Source organism: Pseudoxanthomonas sp. P4_B2, assembly GCF_056402315.1.
This window is the reverse complement of record NZ_JBFUHQ010000002.1, coordinates 304678-329818: the sequence shown is the minus strand read 5'-3', so window position 1 is coordinate 329818 and position 25141 is coordinate 304678. Positions and strand designations below refer to the sequence as shown.

At 63.8% G+C, this 25141-nt stretch carries 21 protein-coding genes; 7 read left to right on the top strand and 14 right to left on the bottom strand.

Annotated elements, in window-relative coordinates; all coding sequences use genetic code 11:
- Window positions 1-6: 6 nt before the first annotated feature.
- Window positions 7-888, bottom strand: a complete 882-nt coding sequence (gene ttcA / locus AC1DTQ_RS05975) for a tRNA 2-thiocytidine(32) synthetase TtcA (protein ID WP_477848611.1) — start codon at window positions 886-888, stop codon at window positions 7-9.
- 67 nt (window positions 889-955) lie between these two features.
- Here ttcA and AC1DTQ_RS05970 point away from each other — a divergent pair, with 67 nt between their 5' ends.
- On the top strand, window positions 956-1162 hold the full coding sequence (locus AC1DTQ_RS05970) for a YdcH family protein (RefSeq protein ID WP_310093107.1): 207 nt from the start codon (window positions 956-958) through the stop codon (window positions 1160-1162).
- Window positions 1163-1511: 349 nt separating this feature from the next.
- Window positions 1512-2246 carry an N-acyl amino acid synthase FeeM domain-containing protein gene (locus AC1DTQ_RS05965; RefSeq protein ID WP_477848610.1) on the top strand — a complete coding sequence of 245 codons (735 nt, stop codon included), beginning with the start codon at window positions 1512-1514 and terminating at the stop codon, window positions 2244-2246.
- 37 nt (window positions 2247-2283) lie between these two features.
- Here AC1DTQ_RS05965 and plsB read toward each other — a convergent pair whose 3' ends face one another.
- The 4 genes from plsB to AC1DTQ_RS05945 all read right to left on the bottom strand — a co-directional run bounded on the left by plsB (window position 2284) and on the right by AC1DTQ_RS05945 (window position 7964).
- The gene (plsB, locus tag AC1DTQ_RS05960) at window positions 2284-4914 is read right to left on the bottom strand and encodes a glycerol-3-phosphate 1-O-acyltransferase PlsB (RefSeq protein WP_477848609.1); all 2631 of its coding nucleotides are present in this window, start codon (window positions 4912-4914) and stop codon (window positions 2284-2286) included.
- Between the two features lie 155 nt (window positions 4915-5069).
- Window positions 5070-6011: a hypothetical protein gene (locus AC1DTQ_RS05955; RefSeq protein ID WP_477848608.1), complete on the bottom strand. Its 942-nt coding sequence runs from the start codon at window positions 6009-6011 to the stop codon at window positions 5070-5072.
- Window positions 6012-6336: 325 nt separating this feature from the next.
- Window positions 6337-7053, bottom strand: a complete 717-nt coding sequence (gene pyrF / locus AC1DTQ_RS05950) for an orotidine-5'-phosphate decarboxylase (RefSeq protein ID WP_477848607.1) — start codon at window positions 7051-7053, stop codon at window positions 6337-6339.
- Window positions 7050-7964, bottom strand: coding sequence for a 5'-nucleotidase, lipoprotein e(P4) family (locus tag AC1DTQ_RS05945; protein WP_477848606.1), 915 nt, complete (start codon window positions 7962-7964; stop codon window positions 7050-7052). Before AC1DTQ_RS05945 ends, pyrF begins: the two co-directional genes overlap by 4 nt.
- Before the next feature lie 162 nt (window positions 7965-8126).
- Here AC1DTQ_RS05945 and AC1DTQ_RS05940 point away from each other — a divergent pair, with 162 nt between their 5' ends.
- Window positions 8127-8786 carry a YceH family protein gene (locus AC1DTQ_RS05940; RefSeq protein ID WP_477849136.1) on the top strand — a complete coding sequence of 220 codons (660 nt, stop codon included), beginning with the start codon at window positions 8127-8129 and terminating at the stop codon, window positions 8784-8786.
- Here AC1DTQ_RS05940 and AC1DTQ_RS05935 read toward each other — a convergent pair.
- The 3 genes from AC1DTQ_RS05935 to AC1DTQ_RS05925 form a co-directional block, all read right to left on the bottom strand.
- Complete coding sequence (locus tag AC1DTQ_RS05935; protein WP_477848605.1) at window positions 8783-9319, bottom strand: DinB family protein; 537 nt, start codon at window positions 9317-9319, stop codon at window positions 8783-8785. The two genes, AC1DTQ_RS05940 and AC1DTQ_RS05935, sit on opposite strands and share 4 nt — an antisense overlap.
- Before the next feature lie 13 nt (window positions 9320-9332).
- The gene (locus tag AC1DTQ_RS05930) at window positions 9333-9719 is read right to left on the bottom strand and encodes a hypothetical protein (protein WP_477848604.1); all 387 of its coding nucleotides are present in this window, start codon (window positions 9717-9719) and stop codon (window positions 9333-9335) included.
- Between the two features lie 163 nt (window positions 9720-9882).
- Complete coding sequence (locus AC1DTQ_RS05925; RefSeq protein ID WP_477848603.1) at window positions 9883-11868, bottom strand: UvrD-helicase domain-containing protein; 1986 nt, start codon at window positions 11866-11868, stop codon at window positions 9883-9885.
- Window positions 11869-12025: 157 nt separating this feature from the next.
- On the opposite strand from AC1DTQ_RS05925, the gene AC1DTQ_RS05920 reads away from it, so the two are divergent.
- A complete protein-coding gene (locus AC1DTQ_RS05920; RefSeq protein WP_477848602.1) occupies window positions 12026-12652 on the top strand; it encodes a thymidine kinase in 627 nt (208 codons plus the stop codon).
- Window positions 12653-12661: 9 nt separating this feature from the next.
- Here the strand turns inward: AC1DTQ_RS05920 and AC1DTQ_RS05915 are convergent, their stop codons facing one another.
- From AC1DTQ_RS05915 to AC1DTQ_RS05900, 4 genes are all read right to left on the bottom strand, one after another.
- On the bottom strand, window positions 12662-15457 hold the full coding sequence (locus AC1DTQ_RS05915; RefSeq protein ID WP_477848601.1) for a protein kinase domain-containing protein: 2796 nt from the start codon (window positions 15455-15457) through the stop codon (window positions 12662-12664).
- A 19-nt stretch (window positions 15458-15476) separates the two neighbouring features.
- Entirely contained in the window at window positions 15477-16043 is a 567-nt protein-coding gene (locus tag AC1DTQ_RS05910) for an ECF-type sigma factor (RefSeq protein WP_477848600.1), read from the bottom strand.
- A 68-nt stretch (window positions 16044-16111) separates the two neighbouring features.
- Entirely contained in the window at window positions 16112-16924 is an 813-nt protein-coding gene (gene mutM / locus AC1DTQ_RS05905) for a bifunctional DNA-formamidopyrimidine glycosylase/DNA-(apurinic or apyrimidinic site) lyase (RefSeq protein WP_477848599.1), read from the bottom strand.
- A 174-nt stretch (window positions 16925-17098) separates the two neighbouring features.
- Complete coding sequence (locus AC1DTQ_RS05900) at window positions 17099-17929, bottom strand: ABC transporter ATP-binding protein (RefSeq protein ID WP_477848598.1); 831 nt, start codon at window positions 17927-17929, stop codon at window positions 17099-17101.
- Window positions 17930-18079: 150 nt separating this feature from the next.
- On the opposite strand from AC1DTQ_RS05900, the gene AC1DTQ_RS05895 reads away from it, so the two are divergent.
- Together AC1DTQ_RS05895 and AC1DTQ_RS05890 are read left to right on the top strand one after the other, a co-directional pair.
- Complete coding sequence (locus AC1DTQ_RS05895; protein ID WP_477848597.1) at window positions 18080-19282, top strand: DesA family fatty acid desaturase; 1203 nt, start codon at window positions 18080-18082, stop codon at window positions 19280-19282.
- Window positions 19282-19611, top strand: coding sequence for an EF-hand domain-containing protein (locus tag AC1DTQ_RS05890; RefSeq protein ID WP_477848596.1), 330 nt, complete (start codon window positions 19282-19284; stop codon window positions 19609-19611). Before AC1DTQ_RS05895 ends, AC1DTQ_RS05890 begins: the two co-directional genes overlap by 1 nt.
- 151 nt (window positions 19612-19762) lie before the next feature.
- Here the strand turns inward: AC1DTQ_RS05890 and AC1DTQ_RS05885 are convergent, their stop codons facing one another.
- Both AC1DTQ_RS05885 and AC1DTQ_RS05880 read right to left on the bottom strand, forming a co-directional pair.
- Complete coding sequence (locus AC1DTQ_RS05885; RefSeq protein WP_477848595.1) at window positions 19763-21427, bottom strand: MFS transporter; 1665 nt, start codon at window positions 21425-21427, stop codon at window positions 19763-19765.
- A 12-nt stretch (window positions 21428-21439) separates the two neighbouring features.
- The gene (locus tag AC1DTQ_RS05880) at window positions 21440-22816 is read right to left on the bottom strand and encodes a DcaP family trimeric outer membrane transporter (RefSeq protein WP_477848594.1); all 1377 of its coding nucleotides are present in this window, start codon (window positions 22814-22816) and stop codon (window positions 21440-21442) included.
- Between the two features lie 177 nt (window positions 22817-22993).
- Between AC1DTQ_RS05880 and acs the strand changes: the two genes are divergently transcribed.
- On the top strand, window positions 22994-25042 hold the full coding sequence (gene acs, locus AC1DTQ_RS05875) for an acetate--CoA ligase (RefSeq protein WP_477848593.1): 2049 nt from the start codon (window positions 22994-22996) through the stop codon (window positions 25040-25042).
- Window positions 25043-25141 lie beyond the last annotated feature (99 nt).

The window sequence follows — 25141 nt, the reverse complement described above, 5'->3', positions numbered from 1 at the left end:
ACCCAACTATGCGTGTGGTGATGCTTGGGTCCCGGCGTTCGCCGGGATGAGGGCCTCATTTTTTGAGGACAACCCAAGGAAATCGAACAGCTTCGGGTCCGCCAGCTGCGAGGGTTCCACCCGTCCCAGCGCGCGCGCTATCTGATCGATGCGTCCGGGCGTTTCGGTCTCCCACGCCGCCATCATCTTCTGCACTTGCTTGCGCTGCAGGTTGTCCTGCGAACCGCACAGGTCGCAGGGAATGATCGGAAAGGCCATGGCCTGCGCATGCAGGACGATTTCCGCCTCGCTGACATAGGCCAGCGGGCGGATCACCACGTGCCGCCCGTCGTCGCTGAGCAGCTTGGGCGGCATGGCGCTGAGTTTGGCGTGGAAGAACAGGTTGAGGAAGAACGTGGCCACCATGTCGTCGCGGTGATGGCCCAGCGCTATTTTGGTGAAGCCATGGGCCGAGGCATGCGCATACAGCGCGCCGCGTCGCAGCCGCGAACACAGCGAGCACATCGTGCGGCCTTCCGGAATCACCCGGCTGACCACCGAATAGGTGTCCTGTTCGATGATCTGGAAGGGCACGTCCAGGCTGCGCAGGTAACCAGGCAGCACGCTAGGGTCGTACCCGGGCTGCTTCTGGTCCAGGTGCACGGCCACCAATTCGAACGGCACCGGTGCTCTTTTCCGCAGTTGCAGCAGGATGTCCAACAAGGTGTAGCTGTCTTTGCCGCCGGACAGGCAAACCATAACCTTGTCGCCAGCCTCGATCATGCCGTAGTCGGCGATGGCCTGGCCGACCTGCCGACGCAGATGCAGCGCACGCTTACCGTCCGCCCCTGCCGCAGGACGGAGGGCGGGATCGCGCAGTGGGGAAGGGAGGGGGCTGACGGCGGTCATCGACTGCTCCATTGTACCGGCCGCGTTCGCGGTGACGGGCGCCTCGCCTGCGGTGTACGCTGGTCGCGTGGAACCCCTGAGCCTTTCCGAAATCACCCGGCGCGTGTCCGAGCTCAAGCTCGAGCACCGCAATCTCGACGCCGAAATCGATCGTCTGATCGCCGATATTCAGGCTGACGAACTGTCCATCAAGCGTCTGAAGAAGCGCAAATTGTGGTTGAAGGACTGCATCTCGCGGCTGGAAAGCGCGTTGATCCCCGACGAGCCGGCGTAAAGGCTCCGCTCTGCCTCCTCCCTTGCGAAGCAGGGGAGGATTGAGGAGGGGTGCTTTTGATCTTGAACTGGCTTTGCATCTGCTCTTGATGCTCATGCGCTGCGCCAAGAGCACCCCTCCCCAACTCTTGCCTGCGCTACTCGTAAGGGGGTGAACCACAGCTCGCTCCCATCCCCACCGTTGCTCTTACTGACGTGATGCGTCACTACCGGCTTTGCCGGCGCAATGGCGACCGCCGATAACCGGCTAGGCAAGGATGATGCGCGGTCAAAACGCGCTTTTCGGGGTTGGCCCGATGTTTGCGTAACTGTGAACAGAAGCTCGTTTTCTTCTGTTTCCAGGATTTGCGGTGAATGACCACTTGGCACCTATCCCTACGCTGACCGCCGGCTACGATCTCGCCGGCCGTGAGCTGCCGCGCGCGCCGAGGTCGTCGCGGGGCGGCGAGCCCTTGCGGGTGCGGCGTATCCAGCCGGGAGAGCCGCTGGGAGATGTACAGAGACTGCGTCGCGAGGTGTATTTCGAGGAGCAGGGAAAGAACGACAAGCAGCACAGTCGGCGCATCTCGGACGGACTGGATGCCAGCGGCACGGTGGTGGTGGTGGAGGAAGGCCGGCAAGCCGTCGCCACCCTGCGCCTGCACGACTTCGGCTCTCCGGCGGTCCAGGTCGAATACGGCAGCCTGTTCCAGATCGATCGTTTCGCGCGCACCTGGCCCCTGGAGCGGGTAGCGGTATGCACCCGTTTCGCTGTGCAGGCCGAGCGGCGCGCCAAGGCCGTGGTCGATGCGCTGGTGGAGGAAACCTACCACCACGCCCACGAACACGGCATCCAGTTCGGCCTGATCGCCTGCCCCTCCTTCTTGCACGGCGTGTTCGAACATTACGGTTTCCGCGAATACCTGCCGCCGGCGGTGCTCCCTTCCGGCTTGGCCCTGCTGCGCATGGGGCTGGTGGTGGACGCTGCAGTGCTATTGCGCGAATGCGAGTCGCCGTTGTTGCCGCTGGTGCGCAACCCTGTCGCAGGCAACGCCGCGCAAGGGTGGCTGACGCGGACTTTTCCGGAAAAGAGCTCCGCGCTCTAGCGGAGCTTCGCTGACGGGGCGGTCGGCGCGGCGGCGTTCAGTCCTGCGCCGCGGCCTCGATCTCGACCTCGGGCTTCGCCGCTTCCGGACTCACCCGCTCGATGGTGTGGCGCAGCTCGCGGCCCAGGATCACCTTGGCGTCTTTGGCCCAGGCGTCGAGGCGTTCATCGAACATCAGCTTGCTGTTTTCGTCTGGCCACACCAGCTTGAGCTCGCGTAACTTCTGGATGAAGCCCCGGAACAAAGTCTTGTCGAAGAATTCCGGTGCCGCCGGCGCGTACAGCAGGCTCAAGCGCTGCGCCGACTGCTGGCATAGGCTCTCCAGTTCGGCTGCGCCCAGCACGCCGGGGCCGTTCTTCACCAACACACTGATGGCGATGTAGTAGCGCTCGAACGCCTGCTGCAGGGAATGGCCGATGGCGCGCAGGCGGAACACTTCGTCGGTCTGGCCGGCATTGCGCTGCAGGATGCCGCCGTCGTCCTCGTTCACCTGCTCCAGCAGGCCTTCGCGCACGAACACATCAATGGTTCGGTCGATGCGTTCGGCGAATTCGTCTTCGCTCCATGGCAGGAACAGCTCAGCTTGCAGGAACGGGTACAGCGAACGTCCCAGCTTCATCACCCGCTGGCGCACCATGCGCCGGTTGGTCTGGAAACAGCAGGCGATCCAGGCGGCGGCGGTGAACAGATGCAGCACGTTGTTGCGGTAGTAGCTCATCAGCACCGCGGTGTCTTCGCTGACCACGTCCAGCACGTCACCTAGCGGATGCTTGATGCGTTGCAGGACATTGATGTCCAGGCCGTGGGCGATGATGCGTTCGGGCGTGTGCGGGGTGACGGTGACGCGGTCCGAATAGGGCATCTCGACCAGCAGCGTCTTGCACAGCTCGATCTGTGCGATCAGGTCGGCTTCGCCCATTGCGTGCTTGGGTGTGGACAGCAAGGCGAGCGCCAGCAGGTTGATCGGGTTGACGTCGGCGGCAGCGTTAATGTGCACGTGGATCTGATCGGCCAGCGCGTCGATGGTGTCCGATAGCCACGCGGGTTTGTCTTCCTCGCCCAGCGCTTCGCCATTCCATTCCGGCGCATGTTTCGCCAGCACTTCGTTGAGGGGAATCGCTTCGCCGAAATTCACCACCACTTGGCCGTAGTTCTGCCGCAGCACTTTGGGGATGCCCCACAGCAGCGCCCAGATCGATTCCTTTTCCTTCGGCCTGCCGCTGAGTTCGTCCAGGTAGCTGTTGCCCTCCAGCAGTTTCTCGTAGCCGATGTACACCGGCTGGAACAGCACCGGCTTCTTCGGTTGGCGCAGGAACGCCCGCACCGTCATCGAGATCATGCCGCCCTTGGGCTGCAGCAGCCGGCCGGTGCGCGAACGCCCGCCTTCGATGAAATATTCCAGCGAATAGCCGCCCGATACCAATTGCGCCACGTATTCGGTGAACACCGCCGAGTACAGTGGATTGCCGCGGAAACTGCGGCGCATGAAGAAGGCGCCGCCCTTGCGCAGCAGGGTGCCGATCACGGGCAGATTGAGGTTGATGCCGGCGGCGATGTGCGGCGGCACGATGCCGCGTTCGTACAGCAGATACGACAACAACAGGTAGTCCATGTGGCTGCGATGGCAGGGCACATAGACCACTTCATGGCCGGGCGCGGCTTCCTTGAATTTGTCCAGGTGATGGACCAGCACACCGTCGTAGATGCGGTTCCACACATGGGTGAGCAGGAAGCTGGCCGAACGCACCACCGGGTTGGAATAGTCGGCGGCGACTTCCCAGGCGTAGGCATGCGCTTTCTTCCACGCATCCTCGGGCTTGATGTTGTCGCGCTTGGCCTGGGTGGCGATAGCTTCGCGCACCGGCTCTGCGGCCAGCACCTGGTCCACCAGCAGGCGACGGGTGGACAGGTCGGGGCCGATCACCGCTTCGCGGATGCGATGGAAGTGGGTGCGCAGCACGCGCGAGAGTTTGCGCACGGTGCGTTCCGGCGGCAGGTCCTCGGCGATGCTTTCGCGGATGGAGACGGGTGCGGCGAAACGCACGATGGTGTCGCGGCCGTTCAGCAGAATCGCCAGCAGGCGGCGGAAGCGGCCGACGATGGCCCAATTTTCCGAAAACAGCACCGAGAACCAACCGCTGGCCTTGTCCGGCGAGCGGCCGACGAAGATCGATACCGGCACCAGTTGCACGTCCAGCTCCGGGTTGGCGCGGTGGGCCTGCAATAGGCGGGCGAGCGAACCGGAATGGGTCTTGGTGCTGCCTGGTTCCGGGATCAATGCGCCGGCATTTCGCCGCGACAGGGCCACATAGGCGCGCTTGCGGCCCAGCGGATCGCCGGGCAGCGGGGAGAGCGGCGAGGGCATGCCCGCGTCGCGGCAAGCGCGGTCCAGGATCAGGGCGTTGGATAGTCCGTAATCCTCCAACACATAGCAGACCGGACGGCCGTCCATGTACTGGCGTGGATCTTCTGGCTCGATGCTGGGCGTGAGCCAGGGATCGGCCAGCTTGCTCATCAGGTTGGCCCAGAGCGGGCGTTTGCTTAGGCGCGCCGGCGCACGCGGTCCGGCAGAGGTCGGTTCCAGCGGCGGTTTCGGCTCTGGGGTGGGTTCGGACGGCGGCGGTGCGTCCGGGAACGGCAGGGGGTTTTGTTCAGGCATCGGCGACATTATGGCCTAGCGACCTGTCAACGCCATCGCGTTTGCAGGGCGATGGAAGTAAGGGCGGTGAAGTAGTGGTGGGAGCGGCGTCCCGCCGCGAGCTCTTCGCGCGGATCATTAAAAAMTCGCGGCGGGACGCCGCTCCCACCCGCCGCTCCTGCGGATCAGGGGGCTGGGGGAGGTGACTGGGTGTCGGGACCGATCTGCGATCCGGAGATTTCTTCCGCCGGTATAGCCAGCGCTTGCTGCGCGTGACGCAAATAGTCGCTCAGATACCAGTGGCCCGCCCGCCGCTCCAGGCTGACCACGGTGTCGATTTCGCGGTCGCCCAGCCTGCCGTCGCCCAGCCTGCTGTCGCCCAGCGTGTAGTGGACGCGGACACGCGCTCGGTCCCCCTTCTGTTCCACCAACTCCGTGCGCAGCTCCGAAAAGCTCCGGTCCAGCGACAGTCCGTAGCCAGCCAGCAAAGTCTTGGCCTGGGCGAAAAACGGCGACAACCGCTGCAAGCTGCCGGTCATGCCGGCGGCGCGGAAACTTTCCTCATCGGTGAGCCCGGTTTTGCGCGCCGCGGCGACCAACGGCGGAATCGCTGCCATGCCCCGTCTGGAATCCGACAGCGGCGCCTTCTGCGCCCATTCGCTCAGGGCTGCGATCATCTGCGCGTAGTGCGCGCGCTCCTCGTCGGTGAATACGCCTTCGCGTTTGACGTACTGCACGCCGAACAGGCCCAGCGAGCGCGCCGCATCCTTAAGGTCCTTGTCCTGATTGGCGAAGTTGCGCTTGAAGGCTTGTTGCAGCTGGCGTTCGGAATCCGGCGCCGCCAGCGCCGACAGCATGGGTTCCAGTTGGTCGTCTAGCGGTAGCTCGGTCAGCGGCCAGCGACTGCGCCCTTCGCGCCAGGCGGTTTCCAAACGGGCGTAGTCGGCCGGCGGTACGGCAGCTTGGGCGAAGCCGGCCAAGTCGTTGTCGTGCAGGCGCTGGACCAGCTGTTGAACCGCGCCGGCGGGTCCGCTGGTGGCCGGTCGTGGCGCAGCCGACTCTTGCTTGCACGCAGCCAGCAGCAGCAAGCCGCACAAGGGCAAGGCAAGCAAGATCCATCTGCGCATGCTGAATACAAACAGGCTGAATATAGACAGGCGCGACGGCATAAGAGGGGTTCCCCGAACCTGCCGCATCTTGCTTTCTCCCCCCGCCCCCAGCAAGCACCGGTTTCACGTTGCTGAAGTCTGTTGGCCTGATAGCGCCTTCGGGAACAAGCATAAAAAAGAGGCCATGCTTTCTCGCGAAAGCAGAGGGCCTCTAAAGCCGGCCGAAGCCGGAGACATTGTTGTGGCACATTTCCGGCCGAAACCGGACGCGGCCATGTTAAATCCCGTTAACAGTTAATGCAATACTTTAATTAAAAGCATGTAATTAGCTGATTTATTTAATTTAAATGGTCGTAATCTCGGTCTGGATCGCTTCCGCGGCGGCGCGCGGATCGCTCGCCTTGCTGATGGGGCGTCCGACCACAATGGCATCGGCGCCGAGGGCAAAGGCTTCGGCAACGCCGACGGTGCGCTTCTGATCATCGCCGACCGGTCCGCCGGGGCGGATGCCGGGACAGACAATGGAGAAGCCGGCTCCGCAGGCGGCGCGGATCACCCCGGCTTCCTGGCCCGAGGCAATTACTCCGTCGATGCCGGAAGCCTGGGCAGATAGCGCACGTTGAACGACGATGTCAGCCGGTTCGCCGGAAATACCGATCTGTTGCAGGTCTTTCCCATCCATGGACGTCAGCACCGTGACCGCAAGCAGGCGCAGCTCGCCGGCGCGGGCCTCGGCCGCCGCCTGCATCATCCCGGCATGCCAACCGTGGAGGGTGGCGAAGCTGACTGGCCAGCGCGACAGGCCCCGGATCACCCCGGCCACCGTGGCCGGGATATCGAAGAACTTGAGGTCGACGAAGATTCGCTTGTCCCGGCGCGCCAGTTCGTCCAGCACGGTGAAGTAATCGCCAGAGGCCAGCAGCTCCATGCCGATCTTGTAGAAGCTCACCGAATCCCCCAGCCGGTCCACCCAGGCCAGCGCCTGCTCGCGATCGGGCGCGTCCAACGCGAAGATCAGACGTTCGCGTTGACCGAGCTGCAATTTGTCGCGCCCGCTCATGGCGCGTAGTCCAGCGCATCGCGCTTGGCCTGGCGGCGCGCTTCCTTCGGCTGCGCCCATTCGTTATTGAACAGAGCCGGTTCCCACGAGCCATAGGTGGGATTGGGCAGCATCCACCAGCGTTCACCGAACCAGTCGTGGTATTCGGCATAAAGCTTGTCGCGATCGCCGCGGGTGTTGGACACCACCTGCACGAAATCGCCGATCTGGTCGCCGAACTGCATCAGTACGCGGTATTTCTGTCCCGCCAGCTTGCGCCGGCAGTTCTTCTCGCTGCCGTTCTGCTCGCAGTCCTTGACGAAGGTACCCAGGCCCAAGAACACGCTGTCATCGGCTACTGGCAGACCTGCGGCCTTGAGATTAGCCAAGGTGGCTTCCTTCAGATGCTCGGCACGGTTGGAGATGTAGAGGATGGTCACGCCCTTAGCGTTGGCGGCCTTGGCGAAATCGACCACGCCCGGCACCGGCTTGGCTTTCTTTTCCGCCACCCACTGCGCCCAGGTGACTTCATCGTAGTCCGCGCCGTCGCGGATCAGCCGCGCCTGATAGGGCGAGTTGTCCAGCACGGTCTCGTCCACGTCCATCACCACCGCCGGCTTCAAGCCGGTGGCGGCGTTGCCGCGCTCCTCCGGCACCAAAGCATCCCAATTCTTTTCCTTCAATGCCTTGTCCAGGTGATCGGCGGCGGCGCGGTAGGTCTGCTCGCTGAGGGCCTTATATTCCACCGAAGTCTGTACCCAGGCCACGGCGTTGAGGTTGTCGTGGGCGGGATTCGATGCGGCGGGCGCAGTCGCGGTAGTGGGCGATTCTGCTGTTGCCGGTGCCGCCGGCGCTACGGCGGCTGGCGTCTCGACGCGCTTGCAGGCGGACAGGGTCAGAGCGGTGCAGACGGCAAGGGCGAGCAGGCGCATGGAGTGCGTTCGATTAGGCGGCGATCCGTGAAGTTTACCGGTTGCCGATGACAGGCTGTTGTAGCTGCGACCTGCGGCTGTCGTGGGAGCGGCCTCCGGCCGCTCCCACGTGTACTCCGTTATCCTTGCGCGCTGTTCAACGGATGCACGCATATGGAAACGATCGACGAAACCGCCGCCTTGGTGCTGACCACCGCCGAAGCACGCGTGCTGGGTTGCCTGATCGAAAAGGAAGCCACCACGCCCGATGCCTATCCGCTGACCGTCAACGCGGCGCAGGTGGCGGCGAACCAGAAAACCGCACGCGATCCGGTGATGGCGTTGAACGTGGGCGACGTGAACCACGCGCTGCGTCAGCTGGAACAGAAGGGACTGGCCAAGCAGGTGTTCTCCTCGCGCGCCGAACGCTACGAGCACCGCGCCGATAAGGCCTTGGACTTGTCCAAGCAACAGCTCACGCTGGTGGGCCTATTGCTGTTGCGCGGCCCGCAAACCGTGCACGAATTGCTCGCACGCAGCGAGCGCCTGGCCTCGTTCAACGATGCCGAGGACGTACGCCATCACCTGGATCGGCTGATCCAGCGCCAGCCTGCGCTGGTCCAGCAGATTCCGCGCGGACCCGGTCAGCGTGAAGACCGCTACGTGCACTTGCTGAGCGGGGCGATCGATGTGGCGGCGGTGACGGCGCGGATCGCTTCTTCATCATCCTCGTCCGAGGCATCGACACCCGCGCTAGAGGCGCGAGTGCAAGCGCTGGAGAACGAAGTGGCCGAGTTGCGCGCGGCAGTGGCGGCGCTGACCGGCAGAACCGATCAAGCTTAAGGTTCGTCCGCAAGCAGCGCGCGCAGATCGGTTTCCCCCACGTCGACGCCCGCCTGGGAAAGCAGCGTGGTCACCTGGCCCCGATGATGGGTCTGATGGTTGAAGAAATGCATGGCCACGCCCGCGAACCGCTTGCGAAAACGGTCACCGCGCGTGTTGGCGTATTCCAGTACCTGCTCGAGATGTTCGGCCTGCAGAGCGTTGGCCCAGGCCACTATCACTCCATCCAACCAGACGCGCTGCTCGCGCAACCGCGCGAAGTCTTGGTAAAGCGGCTGGTCGAGCGCGGTGGGAGTCTCGATTCCGTGCAGACCGTCCAACGCCGTGGTCGCGGCCGGGAGCCGGGTGAAGCGCTTGAGCCAGATCAGGTCGGCCACCATCAAGTGATTGAGGGTTCCCATGACCGATCCGAAGAATGCGCCGCGCTCCGCGATAAGTTCCTGCCCCGGCAAGCGCGAAGCCGCGGCATAGACTTTTTCGTTCATCCAGCGGTTGTAGTCCGCCATCTTCCGCAGGTACTCGCAGGTGACCATCGCGATAATCCGATCAATCCGGACGCTTGCTGCTGCGTGTGAGCAGTAAGCTTCCCAACAGACTGCCCACCAGCGAACAACCCAGGCCCAGAGCGAGGGCGATCGCGATTTCGAGCGGCCACAGATTGTGCGAGGTGGTATCGGCCGTGGTGTCCACGATTATCCGCACCAGCACCGCCGCCGGAACCGTGGTGGCGATCAACAGCCAAACTTTCCAGAAACGCGCCAACCCGAAAGCGCGCGCCATCAACGCGATCACGGCAACGGCGACCAAGCCGGGCCCGTAGAGGGAATCGGGCAGCGATACCTGCGCATAAGGCAGCTGCCAATAACGGAACCCCACGCCGACGAAGGCGATGAGGAAAGCGATCAGCAACCAGGCGGGACTGGATCGGGTCATGGTTGTTCGTAGCCATGGGCAAGGCATCCAGCCTACCCCAGCGCCCATTGCGAATTCCATCTGCGCGCTTCGCGCTCCTTTAGAGCCGAGCTTTCCCGGCTGCTTTTAATCCGTGGGAAACAAGCAAGAGCAGCCGAGCAAGCTCGGCTCTACAAGGCGGCTGTCAGTCGAATAGCGCCTGGATCGCGGCCAGTCCCGCACTCGCGCGTTCTTTCTTGCTCGCTGCATCGGCCTCAGGATCGGCGCCGTCGCGCTGCAGTTCCGATTGTGGCAGCTCGTCCAGGAAGCGGCTGGGCTTCAAGCGCACCTTTTCACGAAACCTGCGCGTCTCGCGGCTGTGGCTGAGGTACAGGCCCTGCTTGGCGCGGGTGATGCCCACGTACATCAGACGACGCTCCTCGGCCAGATTGCCTTCCTCCACGCTCATCTCGTGCGGCAAGGTGCCGTCCTCGCATCCGATGATGAAGACGTAGCGGAACTCAAGCCCCTTGGCCGCATGCAGGCTCATCAGCCGTACCTGATTGCCGCCGTCGTCCTTGTCGTTGCGCGAAAGCAGCGCCAATTGCGCGGCCAGATCGCCGGCGTTGCCGCGGCCCTCGCTTCTATGGGTATGTTCGAACCAGTCCGCCAGTTCATCCAGGTTGGCGCGCCGACGCGCGAACGAAGCATCGTCCTTGCATTGCGCACGGATCTCGGCGAGCAGGCCGGAGCGTTCGCTCAGCCTACGCACCAACTCCGCTGCGGACAGCTGTGCCGAATGAGCGCGCAGGTCGCGCAGGATGTCGTTGAACGCGCTCAGTCCGTTGGCCGCGCGCGGCGGCAGCGCTTTCAATGCCCCCATCGATTCGGCGGCGCGTGACATCGGCAGGTGCGCGTGTTGCGCCATTTCCGCTAGCTTGGCCAGCGAAGTCGCGCCCACTTCGCGCTTGGGCGACTGCACCGCACGCAGAAAGGCGGCGTCGTCGTCGGGATTGACCACCAACCGCAGCCACGACAGCGCGTCCTTTACTTCCTGGCGTTCCAGGAACGCGGTGCCGCCAGTCAGGTGGTAGGGAATGCGCAGCAGCTGCATCGCTTTTTCCAGTGGACGCGACTGGTGGTTGCCACGGAACAGGATGCAGAAATCGGTCCAGGCCGCCTCGCGCGCGGTGTGCAGGTAGGAGATCTCGGCCGCGACCTTTTCCGCCTCGTGCTCGTTGTCGCGGCACTCCCACACCCGGATGCGATCGCCATCGGGCTGGTCGCTCCACAGTTTCTTGGGGTGTTCGTGCGGATTGTTGGCGATCAGGGTGTTGGCCGCGCGCAGCACGCGATTGCTGCAGCGGTAGTTCTGTTCCAGCTTGATCACCTGCAGCGCCGGATAGTCGAGCGCCATCTGCATCAGGTTGTCGGGATTGGCGCCGCGCCAGGCGTAGATGCTCTGGTCGTCATCGCCCACGCAGGTGAAATCGCCGCGTGGGCCGGCCAGCACTTTTAGCAGACGGTATTGCGCATCGTTGGTGTCCTGGCATTCGTCCACCAGCAGATAACCGATGCGCTCGCGCCAAGCGGCAGCGATTTCCGCATCGTGCTCCAGCACCTGCACCGGCAGACGGATCAGGTCGTCGAAATCGACTGCATTGAACGTGGTCAGGCGTGCCTGGTAACGCGCGTACAGCTTGGCCGCCTCCTGCTCGCGCGTGGTCTTGGACGCTGCCAGCGCTTCCTCAGGGGAAAGACCGGCATTCTTGGCGCGCGAGATCAGGTTCTTGGCCGCTTCCACCGCGTCGTTCTTCGCGCCGGGCATCAGATCCTTGATCTGGGCGTTGCTGTCGTCGGCGTCGAAGATCGAGAAACCACGCTTCAGGCCGACCGAGGCGTGCTCGATCTGCAGGAAACGCAAACCCAGCGCGTGGAAGGTGCAGAGGGTCAGGCCTTCGGCCGCATCGCCCCTCAGCCGCTTGCCCAGGCGCTCGCGCATTTCCTTGGCGGCCTTGTTGGTGAAGGTGATCGCGGCGATACGCTTGGCCGGCATGCGCCCGGAAGTGACCAGGTGGGCGATCTTCTCGATGATGACGCGGGTCTTGCCGCTGCCGGCGCCGGCCAGCACCAGCAGGGGGCCGTCGCAGTGCCGGACGGCGTCGCGTTGGGGTTGGTTGAGGGAGTTCATGCGGATACCACTGTCTATGTCGTCAGTTTACAGGCAACCGCGGGCCGGACTGACGGCCAGACATGGCGAGTGAACGTGGACGCGACTTCCTGCCGGCGCCATGGCTCGCAGCCGGCGACGAAGACGTCGCCTGCGCCGGAGCGATAAACTTACCGCCATGGCCAAGCTCTATTTCTACTATTCGGCGATGAACGCCGGCAAGACCACCACCTTGTTGCAATCGGCGCACAACTATCGCGAGCGCGGCATGCGCGTGGCGATCCTGACGCCGAAACTGGACCATCGCGCCGGCAGTGGGGTGGTGGCGTCGCGCATCGGTTTGAGCGCGGAAGGGGTGGCCTTCGACCGCGATGCGGATCTGGAGCTTTTGGTCGCTCGCGATATCGAGGCCAACGGCAAGCTCGATTGCGTGCTGGTGGACGAAGCCCAGTTCCTGACCCGCAGCCAGGTCTGGCAGTTGAGCGAGGTGGTGGACCAGCTGCGCATTCCGGTGCTGTGCTACGGCCTGCGCACGGATTTCCGGGGCGAGTTGTTCGAGGGCAGTCAGTACCTACTGGCATGGGCCGACGAACTGACCGAAATAAAGACCATCTGCCACACCGGCAAGAAGGCCACCATGACCGTGCGTGTGGATGAGCAGGGACATGCGCTGCAGGAAGGACCGCAGGTCGAAATAGGCGGCAACGAGCGCTACGTGTCGGTCAGCCGCGCCGAATACAAGAAGATCGCCCGCGGCGAGGGCCGCATCGACCCCCTGCAGACGCCGTTCCCTTTCAAGGAATAGCGCTTTCCGTCATTGGCATGTCGCGCGGATCGCCAGCGCTTCGCGGGTGATCACGCCCCCGTCCGGGCGGGCGCTGCGCAGTTCGTCGATCAGCGCGTCCAGATCGCGCCGCGCGCTTTCGCGCTGGCCGTTGCGGCATTCGACTTCGGCAGCATAGGCGCGCGCGCTCCAGCGTAGCTTGGGAATCTCGCTGTCCGTGCCCGGACGCACGGCCAACGCCTGCAGCGCCTTGAGCGCGGCAGCGCTCTGGCCGATGCGCGCCTGGTGACGGGCCATCGACAATTCTGCGAACAGCGTGCGCGGGTGTTCGGGTCCCAATCCTACCCGGGTGAGTTTGACCGCGCGATCGAAGTAGACGGTGGCCTGGTCCAACTTACCTTGGCTGGCGAGTATTTCGCCGATCATGCGGTCGGCTTCGCCGACCGAGGAGTCGCTGGCGCCGTATTGTTTGGCGCGCAATTCGCGCGATTCCATCAAGGCCTGGAGCGCCTCGTCGTCGCGCCGCGCACCATGCAGCACCATTCCATAGTTGAACAGGCCGCCATTGAGGTTCTGCGAACCGGCCGCGCCGCGCCAGATGCGCACCGCTTCGGCCACATCAGCAATCGCCTGGTCCATGCGTCCCAACTCGAAGGCGATCACGCCGCGGGTATTCAACGCCAGTCCGGTTTCGCGATGGTTGGGTCCCAGCGCGTTCAAGGTCATCCGATACAGCGGTTCGATCTGCTGTTCGGCTGCGACGTAATGTTCCTGGTCGACCTGGATAGCGACCAGCAAACGCCGGATGGTCAGCGTGACCGGATGCTGCGGGCCATGGACTTCCTCAGCGATGACCAGGGCCTGGCGGAAGCTAGCGCGCGCCAGCTCGGTATTGCCCCTTGCCCGGAACAGGCGTCCGCGGCTGACTTCGACCTCGACGGCCAACGCGTTGCGCAGGCCGACATGCTTGCGCAAGTGCTTCAACGCAGCGTCGTAACCTGCCAGCGCATGGTCGGTGCGTCCCAGATCGTTTTCGATCAAGGCCAGGTCGTAAAGGTTCTCCGCGACGCCGGTCTCGTCCTTCAGTTCGCGGCGCAGTGCGATAGACCGTTCGTAAAGCTGTTGCGCGGTCTGGCGTTCGCCCATCAGGCGCCGGCAGCGACCGTACTGGGACAGGAAGTCGGCTTGCTGCGCCGGTTGCGCGCTGATGCCGGGAACCAGCGATTCGAACGGCGCCATGACTTGCAGGCATTCCTTGGTGCGGTCGAGCAGGCGCAGGGTACGGCCACGTTGGGTTACCGCCTCCAGGCGCAGCCCGACCGATGCCGAATTCGTCTGCGCCAGCAGGGCGCCCTGGCGCTCGAGCAGCGCCAATGCCTCCTGGTAGTCGCCCAGGCCGATGCGCAGGCGCGCGATGACACCCAGCAGTTCCGCGCGCGCCAACGGTTGGTCGGCCAGTTCCCGTTCGCCACGACGCTCACCCGCCAGCAGCAGTTTGCGCGCATCGAAGATGTTGCCCTGCTGGGCCACGCCGGCGTTGTCGAACAGGCCGATCACGAAATCCTGCATGGCCTGGGCGCGTGCGGTTTCGCGCATGGCCTGGCGGCTTTGCCAGACGCTGGCCGCCAACGCCAGCATTAGCACCGAAGTGATCAAGGCGCCGACCGCCAGCCCCCAGCGATGGCGCGACACGTATTTGTGCACGCGGTAGCTCAAGCTTTGCGGCCGCGCCAGCACCGGCCTGCCCTGCAGATGCCTTTGCAGATCTTGCGAAAGCGCCTCGACCGAGGCATAGCGATGCTCGGGCAACTTCGCCAGAGCCTTGAGCGCGATGTTGTCCAGGTCGCCGCTGAGTCGCCGCGCCTGGCGCCGGGCGTTGTGAACCGGACCGCCATCGGTGGAGCGTTGCGCGGCCAGCGACGGCTTCAGCGGCTCCACCGCGAGAATGGCCTGCTCCCATTCGGCATCGGTCTGCCGGCGCAGGCGGTACGGTTTGGTGCCCGCCAACAGCTCGTACAACACCACGCCGAGCGAATACACGTCGGTCATGGTGGTGACTAGTTCGCCGCGCACTTGTTCCGGTGCTGCGTAGTGCAGGGTGAACGATCGCACTTCGGTCCGCGGGTGCACGGGGACGGGCTCGTTGTCGTCCAGCAATTTGGCGATGCCGAAGTCGAGCAGACGCACTTCGCCGGTGGGCGTGACCAGGATGTTGGACGGCTTGAGGTCGCGATGGACGATCAGGTTGGCGTGCGCGTGAGTGACCGCGTCGCAAACCTGCAGGAACAATTTCAGCCGCGTATCCACCGACAGGCCGTGCGCCTGGCAATAGTCGGTGATGGGAATGCCCTGCACGTATTCCAGGGCCAGGTAGGGTTGTCCTTCGCTGCCGATGCCGGCGTCCAGCAAGCGCGCGATGTTGGGATGCGCCAGCCGGGCCAGGATCTCGCGTTCCCGGCTGAAGCGCAGTCGTAGGTTGGGATCGGCCAGGCCGGGCCGCAACAGTTTCAGCGCGACTTTGCGCTCGTACAGGCCGTCGGCGCGCGAAGCCAGCCAGACCATGCCCATACCGCCTTCACCCAGCACCGATTCCATCCGGTAGGGCCCCACCAACGTGCCCGTCTGCGGCTGACCCGGCTTGTCCAGCAGCGGCTCGGCCATGAAGTCGCCGCTGTCGTCCTCCAGCGCCAGCAGTTTTTCCAAGTCCTCGGCGAGTTCGGGTTCCTGCACCCTCAAAATCTGCAGCTGTGCGGCGCGCGCCTCGGCCCCGAGCTCGAGCAGCACGTCGAGCAGCGGAGACAGGCGTTGCCAGCGCTCGGCGTCCATGGGCGGGCTAGAGCCGGGGTCAGTCGTCCTGCATCGCCGCGAGCAGAAACAGCCTCGCCTTCTGCCAGTCGCGACGAATGCTGCGTTCGGAGCGTTGCTGCAATTCGGCGATTTCCAGTTCGGACAAGCCGGCGAAGTAGCGCATTTCCACGACTTGCGCCAGGCGCTCGTCGGCCGCTGAAAGCTTGTCCAGCGCGTCGTTGAGCGCCAGCATGTCCTCATCCAGACGCAGCGGACCTTCGACGTCTTCGGGAATCTCGGCCACGCGTTTGAGGTCGCCGCCGCGTTTGCGCGCCAGCCGGTTGCGCGCATAGTCCACCACCACGCTGCGCATCGACGAAGCCGCATAGGCGAAGAAATGCGCGCGGTCGTCGAACTTTGCGTTGCTGCTGCTGCCGATCAGTTTGAGGTAGGACTCATGCACTAGCGCGGTGGCATCGAGCGTATAGCCGTGCTGGCCGGACAGCTGGCGCCGAGCCATGGTGTGGAGTTCCTGGTAGAGCGTGGACAGGACGTGGTCCAGCGCGGCCCGGTCGCCATTGCGCGCCGAGTCCAGCCATACGGTGATATCTGCTGCGTCCGCCATCGTCATTCCCCAAGAATGCAGGGACGGAATATAGCCCCAAACGTCACGCCTGGCGTGAGCACTGGCGCTCAGCGCTGGCAGTGGCCGCACCAGACACTGGCGCGCTGGCCGATGTTGGCGAATTTCAACGGACGCCCGCAATTGGGACAAGGCTGCCCGCCGCGTCCGTAGGCGGAGAGCTCCTGTTCGAAATAACCGGGGGCGCCGTCGGGACTGATGAAGTCGCGCAAGGTAGTGCCACCGCGGGTGATGGCGTAGGCCAGGATGTCCTTCACCGCCGCGGCGAGGGCCGCATAGCGCTCGCGCGACACCTTGCCGGCGGCGCGCAGAGGCGAGATGCCGGCGCGGAACAGGCTCTCGGCCGCGTAGATATTGCCTACGCCCACCACCACGCCCTGGTCCATCAGAAAGGTCTTCACCGGCGCCTTGCGGTTGCGGCTGCGCGCGAACAGGTAATCGCCATCGAATTCGTCGGCCAGCGGTTCGGGCCCCAGCGCGCGCAGCAGTTCGTGGGTTTCTCCCGCCGGCTGCCACAGCAGGCTGCCGAAGCGGCGCGGATCGTTGAAGCGCATCACCCGGCCGGAACTGAGCTGCAGATCGACATGATCGTGCGCGCCGATCGGCGTGCTGGCCGGCAACACCCGCAGGCTGCCGGTCATACCCAAATGCAGCAATGCGCTGCCCGCCGCGGTGTCCAGCAGCAGGTATTTGGCGCGACGACGCACCGCGTCGATGCGCTGACCGGGCAGCACGCTTTCGATCTCTTTGGGAATCGGCCAGCGCAGGTCCGGCCTGCGCAACACCACGCCACGGATGCGCCTGCCTTCAAGATGCGGCGCCAGACCGCGGCGGGTGGTTTCTACTTCGGGGAGTTCGGGCATGGGTGTCGGAGTCGGTGGTCGTGGACCGTCAGTTCTTTGTATCGTCATCCCAGCGAAAGCTGGGATCCATTTTGATTTTGTTCTTGATCCTGCGGGTAGGGATGTGGCGGTGTTCCAGTCGAAGATCAAGATGGATCCCAGCTTTCGCTGGGATGACGGCCAGGGGTTTTGTTGTTACGTGCTAGAAGCGAAATACCGATCGCCTTCCCGCCGTACCTGCAACTCCCCACTAAACGCCGCAGACAGATTCTCCGAAGTCAGCACGCTAGCGCGGTCGCCATCGGCGTAGACGCAGCCCGCACGCAACAGGATCACCCGGTCGATTTCAGGAACGATTTCCTCGATGTGGTGGGTCACCAGCACCAAAGTGATGCCCCGCTGCGCCAGCGCGCGCATCAGCTGCAGGAAATCGCGCTGCGCCACCAGGTCCAACCCGGCGGTGGGTTCGTCCAGCAGCAGGGCCTGCGGTCGGTGGACGAGCGCGCGCGCGATCAGCACGCGGCGCATCTCTCCGGTGGAAAGCTCGGCCACCCTCCGCGAGGCCAACGCCGAGGCATGCACCTGCGCCAATGCCTGGTTCATCCGTTCGCGCATGTCGTCGGTTACCTGGCTGTCCGGCGGCAACATGAGAGAGGCGAAGAAGCCGGTGAGCACCGCTTCGGACACGACCAGGTCGGGCATGTCCAGCAGATCGCGGGTCAGGTCGCCGGTGACCACGCCCAGACGGGTGCGCAGTTCGTTCACGTTCCAGCGGTCCTGCCCCATCACCTTCACCGGCGACTCGCCTTCGCGTGCCAGCGGATACAACTCGCGGTTGATCAGCTTGATGAAGCTGGACTTGCCGCAGCCGTTGGGGCCTAGCAGCACCGTGTGCTGGCCGGCCACGATCCGCAGCGACAGCGCGTGCAGGACCGCCGCGTCGCCGCGTACCACGGTGGCGCGGTCCAGTTCGATCAGCGGTGCGGAAACCGCATCCGGGGCGGGCCCGGCGGAAGGAAGAGGCATGGGGATTGTGACGGAAATTCGAAAAAGCGAAAGGGCAGTGCGACGAATGAACACCATACGCCGCCGATGGGTGAAGTTTGCCGCAACTGCCCCCATCATTGTGCTGTCGCCGCCGGATCCACCGGGGCCCCTATTGCTGGAGCGCTCGTAATGCCCGATTTCCTGTTCGACTTCCTGTCCGGAGGCCTGCTGGGGTTGGGCTGGCTGGGAATGCTGGGAGTGCTATTGGTATTTACCCAACTGACCATCTTCTCGGTCACCTTGTACCTGCACCGCAGCCAAGCGCACCGAGGGGTGGATTTCCATCCCCTGGTCAGCCATTTCTTCCGTTTTTGGACCTGGCTCACCACCTCTATGATCACCAAGGAGTGGATGGCGATCCATCGCAAGCACCACGCCAAGGTGGAAACCGAGGAAGATCCGCACAGCCCGCAGTTCAAGGGCATCGGCAATGTGTTCTGGCGCGGCGTCGAGCTGTACCGGGAAGCGCGCTGGCAGCGCGCCGATATCGAGCAGTACGGTAAGGGCGCGCCGGACGACTGGATCGAACGCCATCTCTACACCGCGCACCCCACCGTCGGTCCGATCGCACTACTGTTCGTGAATTCGATGCTGTTCGGCATACCGGGCATCGCGCTATGGGCCATCCAGATGGCTTGGATCCCATTCTGGGCCGCCGGCGTGGTCAACGGCCTGGGGCATTGGTGGGGCTACCGTAATTTCGAATCGGCCGACACCTCCACCAACCTGACTCCATGGGGCGTGTGGATAGGCGGTGAGGAATTGCACAACAACCACCATGCGTTCCCTAGCTCGGCGCGCTTTTCGATGCGGCGTTGGGAAGTGGATATCGGCTGGGTCGCGATCAAGGCGATGGAAGCGGTCGGCCTGGCCAAGGTGTTGCGCGTGGCGCCCACCCTGGACATTCGTCCGAATATCTCCGTGCCCGATGGCGATACTTTGAAGGCCTTGCTGTCGCACCGCTTCCTGGCCATGACCGAATACCAGCGCAACGTGCTGAAACCCGCGTTGAAAGAAGAGGCGCGTCTTGCCGGCGAGAAGCTGCGCCGGCTGTTGCCGCGCCGGCTGCGCAAGGGCCTGGCCGACGACGGCCGCTGGCTGAAACCGGAAGCGCGCGAACAACTGCATAAATGGGTCTCGCAACGTCCCCGCATCCAGGCGCTGATCGAACACCGCGCGCGTCTGGCCGCGGTGCTGGAAGCGCGTACGAACGACGCGTCGGAACGCTTGAAGCAACTGCAGGTCTGGTGCCATGAAGCGGAGGCCAGCGGCATCCGTGCGCTGCAGGACTATTCGATGCGGCTGAAAGGTTACGCGCTGGCCGCGCATTGATGAAGCGTTCCGGCTTCATTGTTTTGGCGCTGCTGCCGTGCCTGGCGCAGGCACAGGTTGATGCGACCAGCGATTACTTGGCCCGCATGGACAACGATGGCGACGGCCGAGTCAGTCTGACCGAATACCTGGACTGGATGAGCTACGCCTTTGATGCGCGCGACGGAAACCGCGACGGCGTGCTGACCGCGGACGAACTGCCCGGCGGCAAGGGTCAGACCATCACCCGCACGCAGCATCGCGAGCGCTTGGCCGCCACGTTCAACAAACAGGACGTCAATCGTGATGGCCATCTGAGCGCCAGAGAGCTCGCCGCACCGCCGCAGTAGCCGGAGTTCGAGTTCCGGTGAGGGTGATGCCGGCGCCGCATGCATGCCGGCACTCGCTGTCGCTGTCTTCAGAGATCATAAAAAAAGCGCCGACCCTTGCGAGTCGACGCCAGACAATTCCGGACTTTGGGTCCGGCGACGTGGGTGAGGCTTACTTGGTGATATCCACGTCCTTGGTTTCCGGCAGAAATAGCGTGCCGATCACCAGGGTCATCGCCGCGATCACGATCGGATACCACAGGCCTTGGTAGATATTGCCGCTGGCCACCACCATCGCGAAGGCGATGGTAGGCAGGAAGCCGCCGAACCAGCCATTGCCGATGTGGTACGGCAGCGACATCGAGGTGTAGCGGATCTTGGTGGGGAATAGCTCCACCAACCACGCCGCGATCGGGCCGTAGACCATGGTCACGTAGATCACCAGGAGGGTCAGCAACAGCAGCACCATCGGTTTGTTGATGCGTGCCGGATCGGCCTTCTCCGGGTAGCCGGCGGTGGTCAGGTCGGCCTTCAGCGCCTTGCCGAAATCCTCCGAGCGCGTCTTGAACGCGGCCGGATCCATACCCGCGCCCTCGAACGCTTCCACCCGCGCCTGACCGACGTTGATGTGCGCGACCGTACCGGCCGGTGCATCTTGGTTGGAATAGGTGACGCCCGCCTTGGCCAGTGCGGCCTTGGCGATATCGCAGCTGTTGGTGAATACCTTTTTGCCCACCGGGTCGAACTGGAAGCTGCAGGCCGCCGGATCGGCGACTACCACTACCGGGCTGGTCGCTACCGCTTCCTCCATGGCTGGATTGCCGTAGTGGGTGAGTCCCTTGAAGATCGGGAAGAAGGTCAGCGCGGCAATCAGGCAGCCGCCGAGGATGATCGGCTTGCGCCCGATCTTGTCGGACCACCAGCCGAAAAAGATGAAGAACGGCGTGCCGATGATGAGGCCGCCGGCGATCAGCAGGTTGGCTGTGGTGGCGTCGATCTTCAGCGTCTGGGTCAGGAAGAACAGCGCATAGAACTGGCCTGCATACCAGACCACGGCTTGGCCTGCAGTGGCGCCGAGCAGCGCCAGCAACGCGATCTTGCCGTTCTTGGAGAAGAAGCTCTCGGTGATCGGCGCTTTGGAGGTCTTGCCCTGATCCTTCATTTCCTGGAACAGCGGCGATTCGCTCAATTGCAGACGGATCCACACCGACACGCCCAGCAACACCACCGATACCAGGAACGGAATCCGCCAGCCCCAGGCTTCGAATGCCTCCGTGCCCAGGAAATAGCGGCAGCCCAAGATCACCAGCAGCGACAAGAATAAGCCCAAGGTCGCCGTGGTCTGGATGAAGCTGGTGTAGAAGCCGCGCTTGCCGTGCGGCGCATGCTCGGCGACATAAGTAGCGGCACCGCCGTATTCACCGCCCAAAGCCAGGCCTTGCAGCAGACGCAAACCGATCAGGATCACCGGTGCGGCCACTCCTATGCTGGCGTAGCTGGGCAATATGCCCACCAGGAACGTCGACAGGCCCATGATCACGATGGTGATCAGGAACGTGTACTTGCGGCCGATCATGTCGCCGATGCGGCCGAATACCAACGCGCCGAACGGACGCACCGCGAAACCCGCGGCGAAGGCGAGCAATGCGAAGATGAAGGCGCTGGCCGGATTCAACGCCGAGAAGAATTGCTTGGCGATGATCGCGGCGAGCGATCCGTACAGATAGAAGTCGTACCACTCGAACACTGTGCCTAGGCTCGAGGCGAAAATAACCTTCTTGTGGCCTGCGGTCAGCGGTTTGCCCGCGGGCAATGCGGCGTTTGCTGTTGTGGACATGTCGTTTCCCCGTTAGAAGCTGTATTTGACGTGGGTGTGGATGCGGCGCAGATCGCCTTCGCGGTCGTCCTCGAGCGCACGCTGGCCGAAGATCAGTTCGGCGCCGATGTCCAGTTTCGGGAACGGCGAATAGATCAGGTTGGCGTGGTACGACTGAGCGCGTTCGGTCACGCCGAAGCCGGTGATGGCCTTGTCGTTGTCGAACATCGCCGCCGAATACATCAGATTGCCGCGCAGCTTGGGCGAGAACACGTGGCGCCAGGCCACGAATGCGCCATAGCCATCCAGCGCGTTGAGCTCGCCGTTGGCGTCGAGCACAACATCGCTGCCCAGGCCGAACGCCAGGTACCGGCCGATGCCGCTGCCGGCGTTAACCGCATAGCGAAGGTCGTCGCTCTTGCCCAGGTTGAATTTGCCCGAGACGCTGACCGCGCCGCCGGTCTCGGTTTCGTCCAGGTACTTGAACTGCCGCACCATGCCGGCGACGGTGAAATGGCCCCAATCGCCTTTGGTGATCCAGCGCGCTGTGACGTCCGGCGCTACGTTGTCCCCGCTGTTGAAGCGTGCGGTGCTGTTGAGATAAGGCGTGATCGTGGTCTGCGGGTTCTCCAGCGAGAACGACCACGGTCCCTTGGTGTACCTCAATTGCGCCTGACGTACGAAGATGGTGCCGTCGGTGGTGCCGACGAAGTCCACCGCGTCAGGCAACGCCGCCACGTCCTGGAAGTTGGACCAGGTCTGGCCGGCCAGCCAGTTGTTCCAGCTCACATAGGCCTGGCGCAGCGAAACCGCATAAGTGTTGGTCGCTGTTTCGTTGCCGGCCAGCGCGTTGCTGCCGCCGCCGAACATATCGGCTTCGATATACGCCTTGATCTTGTCGCCCTTGTCAGTGGTGTGGTCGGCGCTGAACCAGAAGCGCGAGAACTGCGCGTGGTAGTCGGTGTACGGATCGCCGCCGTCGGCGGTGGGGCCGCCAACCGGAATGCTGCTGGGCAGATAGAACAGGCGTCCCGACGAACCATCGGCGATGCGCCCATCGCTGGTGTCGGTGTACATGCCGTCCATCTTGATGAATCCGCCGTAGGTGAACGACGTTCCAGGATTGGCGCCCGGCATGATCGGCCCGGTCTGGATGCGCGGCTTGCCATCGGCCGGCGCCGATTGCGCGGTTTTGACCTCGGTGATCTGGGTCTGGGTTTCGGCGATCGCCGTCTGTTGCTGCTGCTGCGAAGACAGCAAGGCCTGGACTTGTTGCTCCAGCTGGGCGATGCGTGCTTCGAGTTCCTTTTCCTTCGCCGTTTCAGCGAAAGCCATGCCCGGCGCGATCAGCGCGACGAACAGTGCCGCGGCCAACGGACGGCGCGACATCGATGCGATGCGTTTGCTCATTATCCCTCTCCCGATAATGCGTGATGGGCCGCGCAGAGCGCACGGTTGCGCCGCAGACTGCGCGCCGCCATCGGCCGCGCCTATTCGCCATTAGTCGAAAGCGGCTGCATGAACGCCAGCTGTTACGCGCGGGTACGACGATGGTCTAAGGGCATTGCTGCAACGCGTCATCGGCGAATGCGTCAAACTGACGCCGATTGCTCCATTACATCCTGTCCATCACCATCAAGAGCGCTTGCAGCACTGGTCTGCAGGGAGGGGCCCATGTCTGATCCGCACGCCGTCAATTCGGAATATCCCGTCAACCCGGAATTCGCCGCCAAGGCGCGCATCGACCGCGACGGCTACCAACGCGACTATCGCGAATCCATCGAAGACCCGGAAAAATTCTGGGGACGGGCCGCGACCCGGCTCGACTGGTTCAAGCCGCCGACCCAGATAAAGGATGTCAGCTACGACCTCAAGGACTTCCATATCCGCTGGTTCGCCGATGGCGAATTGAACGCCAGCGTCAACTGTCTGGACCGGCAGCTGGCGACGCGCGGCGACAAGACCGCATTGCTGTTCGAACCCGACAGTCCCGACAGCCCGTCCTACAACGTCAGCTATCGCGAGCTGTACGAGCGCGTCTGCCGGCTGGGGAATGCCTTGCGCAACTTAGGCGTGCAGAAAGGCGATCGGGTCACCATCTATCTGCCGATGATTCCCGACGCCGCCGTGGCGATGCTGGCCTGCGCCCGCATCGGCGCCATCCACTCGGTGGTGTTCGGCGGCTTCGCTCCCAATTCCATCGCCGACCGCGTGGCCGACTGCGCCAGCAAGCTCATCATCACCGCCGACGAAGGCCTGCGCGGCGGCAAGAAGGTGCCGCTGAAAGCGAATGTAGACGCCGCGCTGAAACTGCCCGGCACCAGCACGGTGGAAACCGTGCTGGTGGTGCGGCACACCGGCGGCGCGGTGGACATGCAGATGCCGCGCGACCGCTGGTTCGATGCGGTGGTCGAAGGCCAGCCGGCCGAATGCGAACCCGAACGGATGAATGCGGAAGATCCTCTGTTCATCCTCTACACCTCCGGCTCCACCGGCAAACCGAAGGGCGTGTTGCATACCACCGGCGGCTATCTACTGTTCGCCAGCTATACCCATGAAGCCGTGTTCGACCTACGTGAAGACGACATCTACTGGTGCACCGCGGACGTGGGCTGGGTCACCGGCCACAGCTACATCGTCTACGGGCCGCTGGCCAACGGCGCCACCGCGGTGATGTTCGAAGGCGTGCCCAACTATCCGAACGTGTCGCGCTTCTGGGAAGTGATCGACAAGCACCGGGTCACGATCTTCTACACCGCACCGACCGCCATCCGCGCGCTGATGCGCGAAGGCGAAGCGCCGGTGAAGCGGACCTCGCGCAGTTCGTTGCGCTTGCTGGGCAGCGTCGGCGAGCCGATCAACCCCGAAGCCTGGCGCTGGTACTACGAGGTGGTGGGCGATTCGCGCTGCCCCATCGTGGACACCTGGTGGCAGACCGAAACCGGCGGCATCCTGATCACCCCGTTGGCCGGCGCCATCGACCTCAAGCCCGGTTCGGCCACGTTGCCTTTCTTCGGCGTGCGTCCGGCGCTGGTCGACGCCAATGGCGAATTCCTGGAAGGCGCGGCAGAAGGCAATCTGGTGCTGCTCGATTCCTGGCCCGGCCAGATGCGCACGGTCTATGGAGATCATCCGCGTTTCATCGATACCTATTTCCGCACTTATCCGGGCACCTATTTCACCGGGGACGGCTGCCGTCGCGATGAAGACGGCTACTACTGGATCACCGGCCGCGTCGACGATGTGATCAACGTCAGCGGCCACCGTATCGGGACCGCCGAAGTGGAAAGCGCGCTGGTTTCGCATCCGAAGGTGGCCGAGGCCGCCGTGGTCGGGTTCCCGCACGACATCAAGGGCCAGGGCATTTACGCCTACGTCACCCTGATCGCGGGCGAAGCCCAGACCGACGAGCTGCAGAAGGAACTGGTCGCCTGGGTACGCAAGGAGATCGGACCGATCGCCTCACCCGACCATCTGCAATGGGCGCCAGGTCTGCCGAAAACGCGTTCGGGCAAGATCATGCGCCGCATCCTGCGCAAGATCGCCGAGAACGCGCCGGATCAGCTGGGCGACACCTCTACACTGGCCGATCCTTCGGTGGTGGAATCGCTGGTGGCCGAGCGCAAAGTGAAATAAGCCTTGAAGCAGCGATCCGCGATGCGCTCTCCGTCGTCATCCCAGCGAACGCTGGGATCCATCTTGACTTTAGTCGGATGGTAGTCGTCTCAAGGCCAG

Coding starts and splice junctions, on each gene's coding strand:
- AC1DTQ_RS05945 (WP_477848606.1), bottom strand. CDS start 7,964: ATGCGCCTGCTCGCCCTTGCCGTCTGCACCGCTCTGACCCTGTCCGCC.
- plsB (WP_477848609.1), bottom strand. CDS start 4,914: ATGTCGCCGATGCCTGAACAAAACCCCCTGCCGTTCCCGGACGCACCG.
- ttcA (WP_477848611.1), bottom strand. CDS start 888: ATGACCGCCGTCAGCCCCCTCCCTTCCCCACTGCGCGATCCCGCCCTC.
- AC1DTQ_RS05935 (WP_477848605.1), bottom strand. CDS start 9,319: ATGGTCACCTGCGAGTACCTGCGGAAGATGGCGGACTACAACCGCTGG.
- AC1DTQ_RS05915 (WP_477848601.1), bottom strand. CDS start 15,457: ATGGACGCCGAGCGCTGGCAACGCCTGTCTCCGCTGCTCGACGTGCTG.
- AC1DTQ_RS05955 (WP_477848608.1), bottom strand. CDS start 6,011: ATGCGCAGATGGATCTTGCTTGCCTTGCCCTTGTGCGGCTTGCTGCTG.
- mutM (WP_477848599.1), bottom strand. CDS start 16,924: ATGCCCGAACTCCCCGAAGTAGAAACCACCCGCCGCGGTCTGGCGCCG.
- AC1DTQ_RS05880 (WP_477848594.1), bottom strand. CDS start 22,816: ATGAGCAAACGCATCGCATCGATGTCGCGCCGTCCGTTGGCCGCGGCA.
- AC1DTQ_RS05910 (WP_477848600.1), bottom strand. CDS start 16,043: ATGGCGGACGCAGCAGATATCACCGTATGGCTGGACTCGGCGCGCAAT.
- AC1DTQ_RS05925 (WP_477848603.1), bottom strand. CDS start 11,868: ATGAACTCCCTCAACCAACCCCAACGCGACGCCGTCCGGCACTGCGAC.
- AC1DTQ_RS05890 (WP_477848596.1), top strand. CDS start 19,282: ATGAAGCGTTCCGGCTTCATTGTTTTGGCGCTGCTGCCGTGCCTGGCG.
- AC1DTQ_RS05895 (WP_477848597.1), top strand. CDS start 18,080: ATGCCCGATTTCCTGTTCGACTTCCTGTCCGGAGGCCTGCTGGGGTTG.
- acs (WP_477848593.1), top strand. CDS start 22,994: ATGCGTCAAACTGACGCCGATTGCTCCATTACATCCTGTCCATCACCA.
- pyrF (WP_477848607.1), bottom strand. CDS start 7,053: ATGAGCGGGCGCGACAAATTGCAGCTCGGTCAACGCGAACGTCTGATC.
- AC1DTQ_RS05930 (WP_477848604.1), bottom strand. CDS start 9,719: ATGACCCGATCCAGTCCCGCCTGGTTGCTGATCGCTTTCCTCATCGCC.
- AC1DTQ_RS05900 (WP_477848598.1), bottom strand. CDS start 17,929: ATGCCTCTTCCTTCCGCCGGGCCCGCCCCGGATGCGGTTTCCGCACCG.
- AC1DTQ_RS05920 (WP_477848602.1), top strand. CDS start 12,026: ATGGCCAAGCTCTATTTCTACTATTCGGCGATGAACGCCGGCAAGACC.
- AC1DTQ_RS05885 (WP_477848595.1), bottom strand. CDS start 21,427: ATGTCCACAACAGCAAACGCCGCATTGCCCGCGGGCAAACCGCTGACC.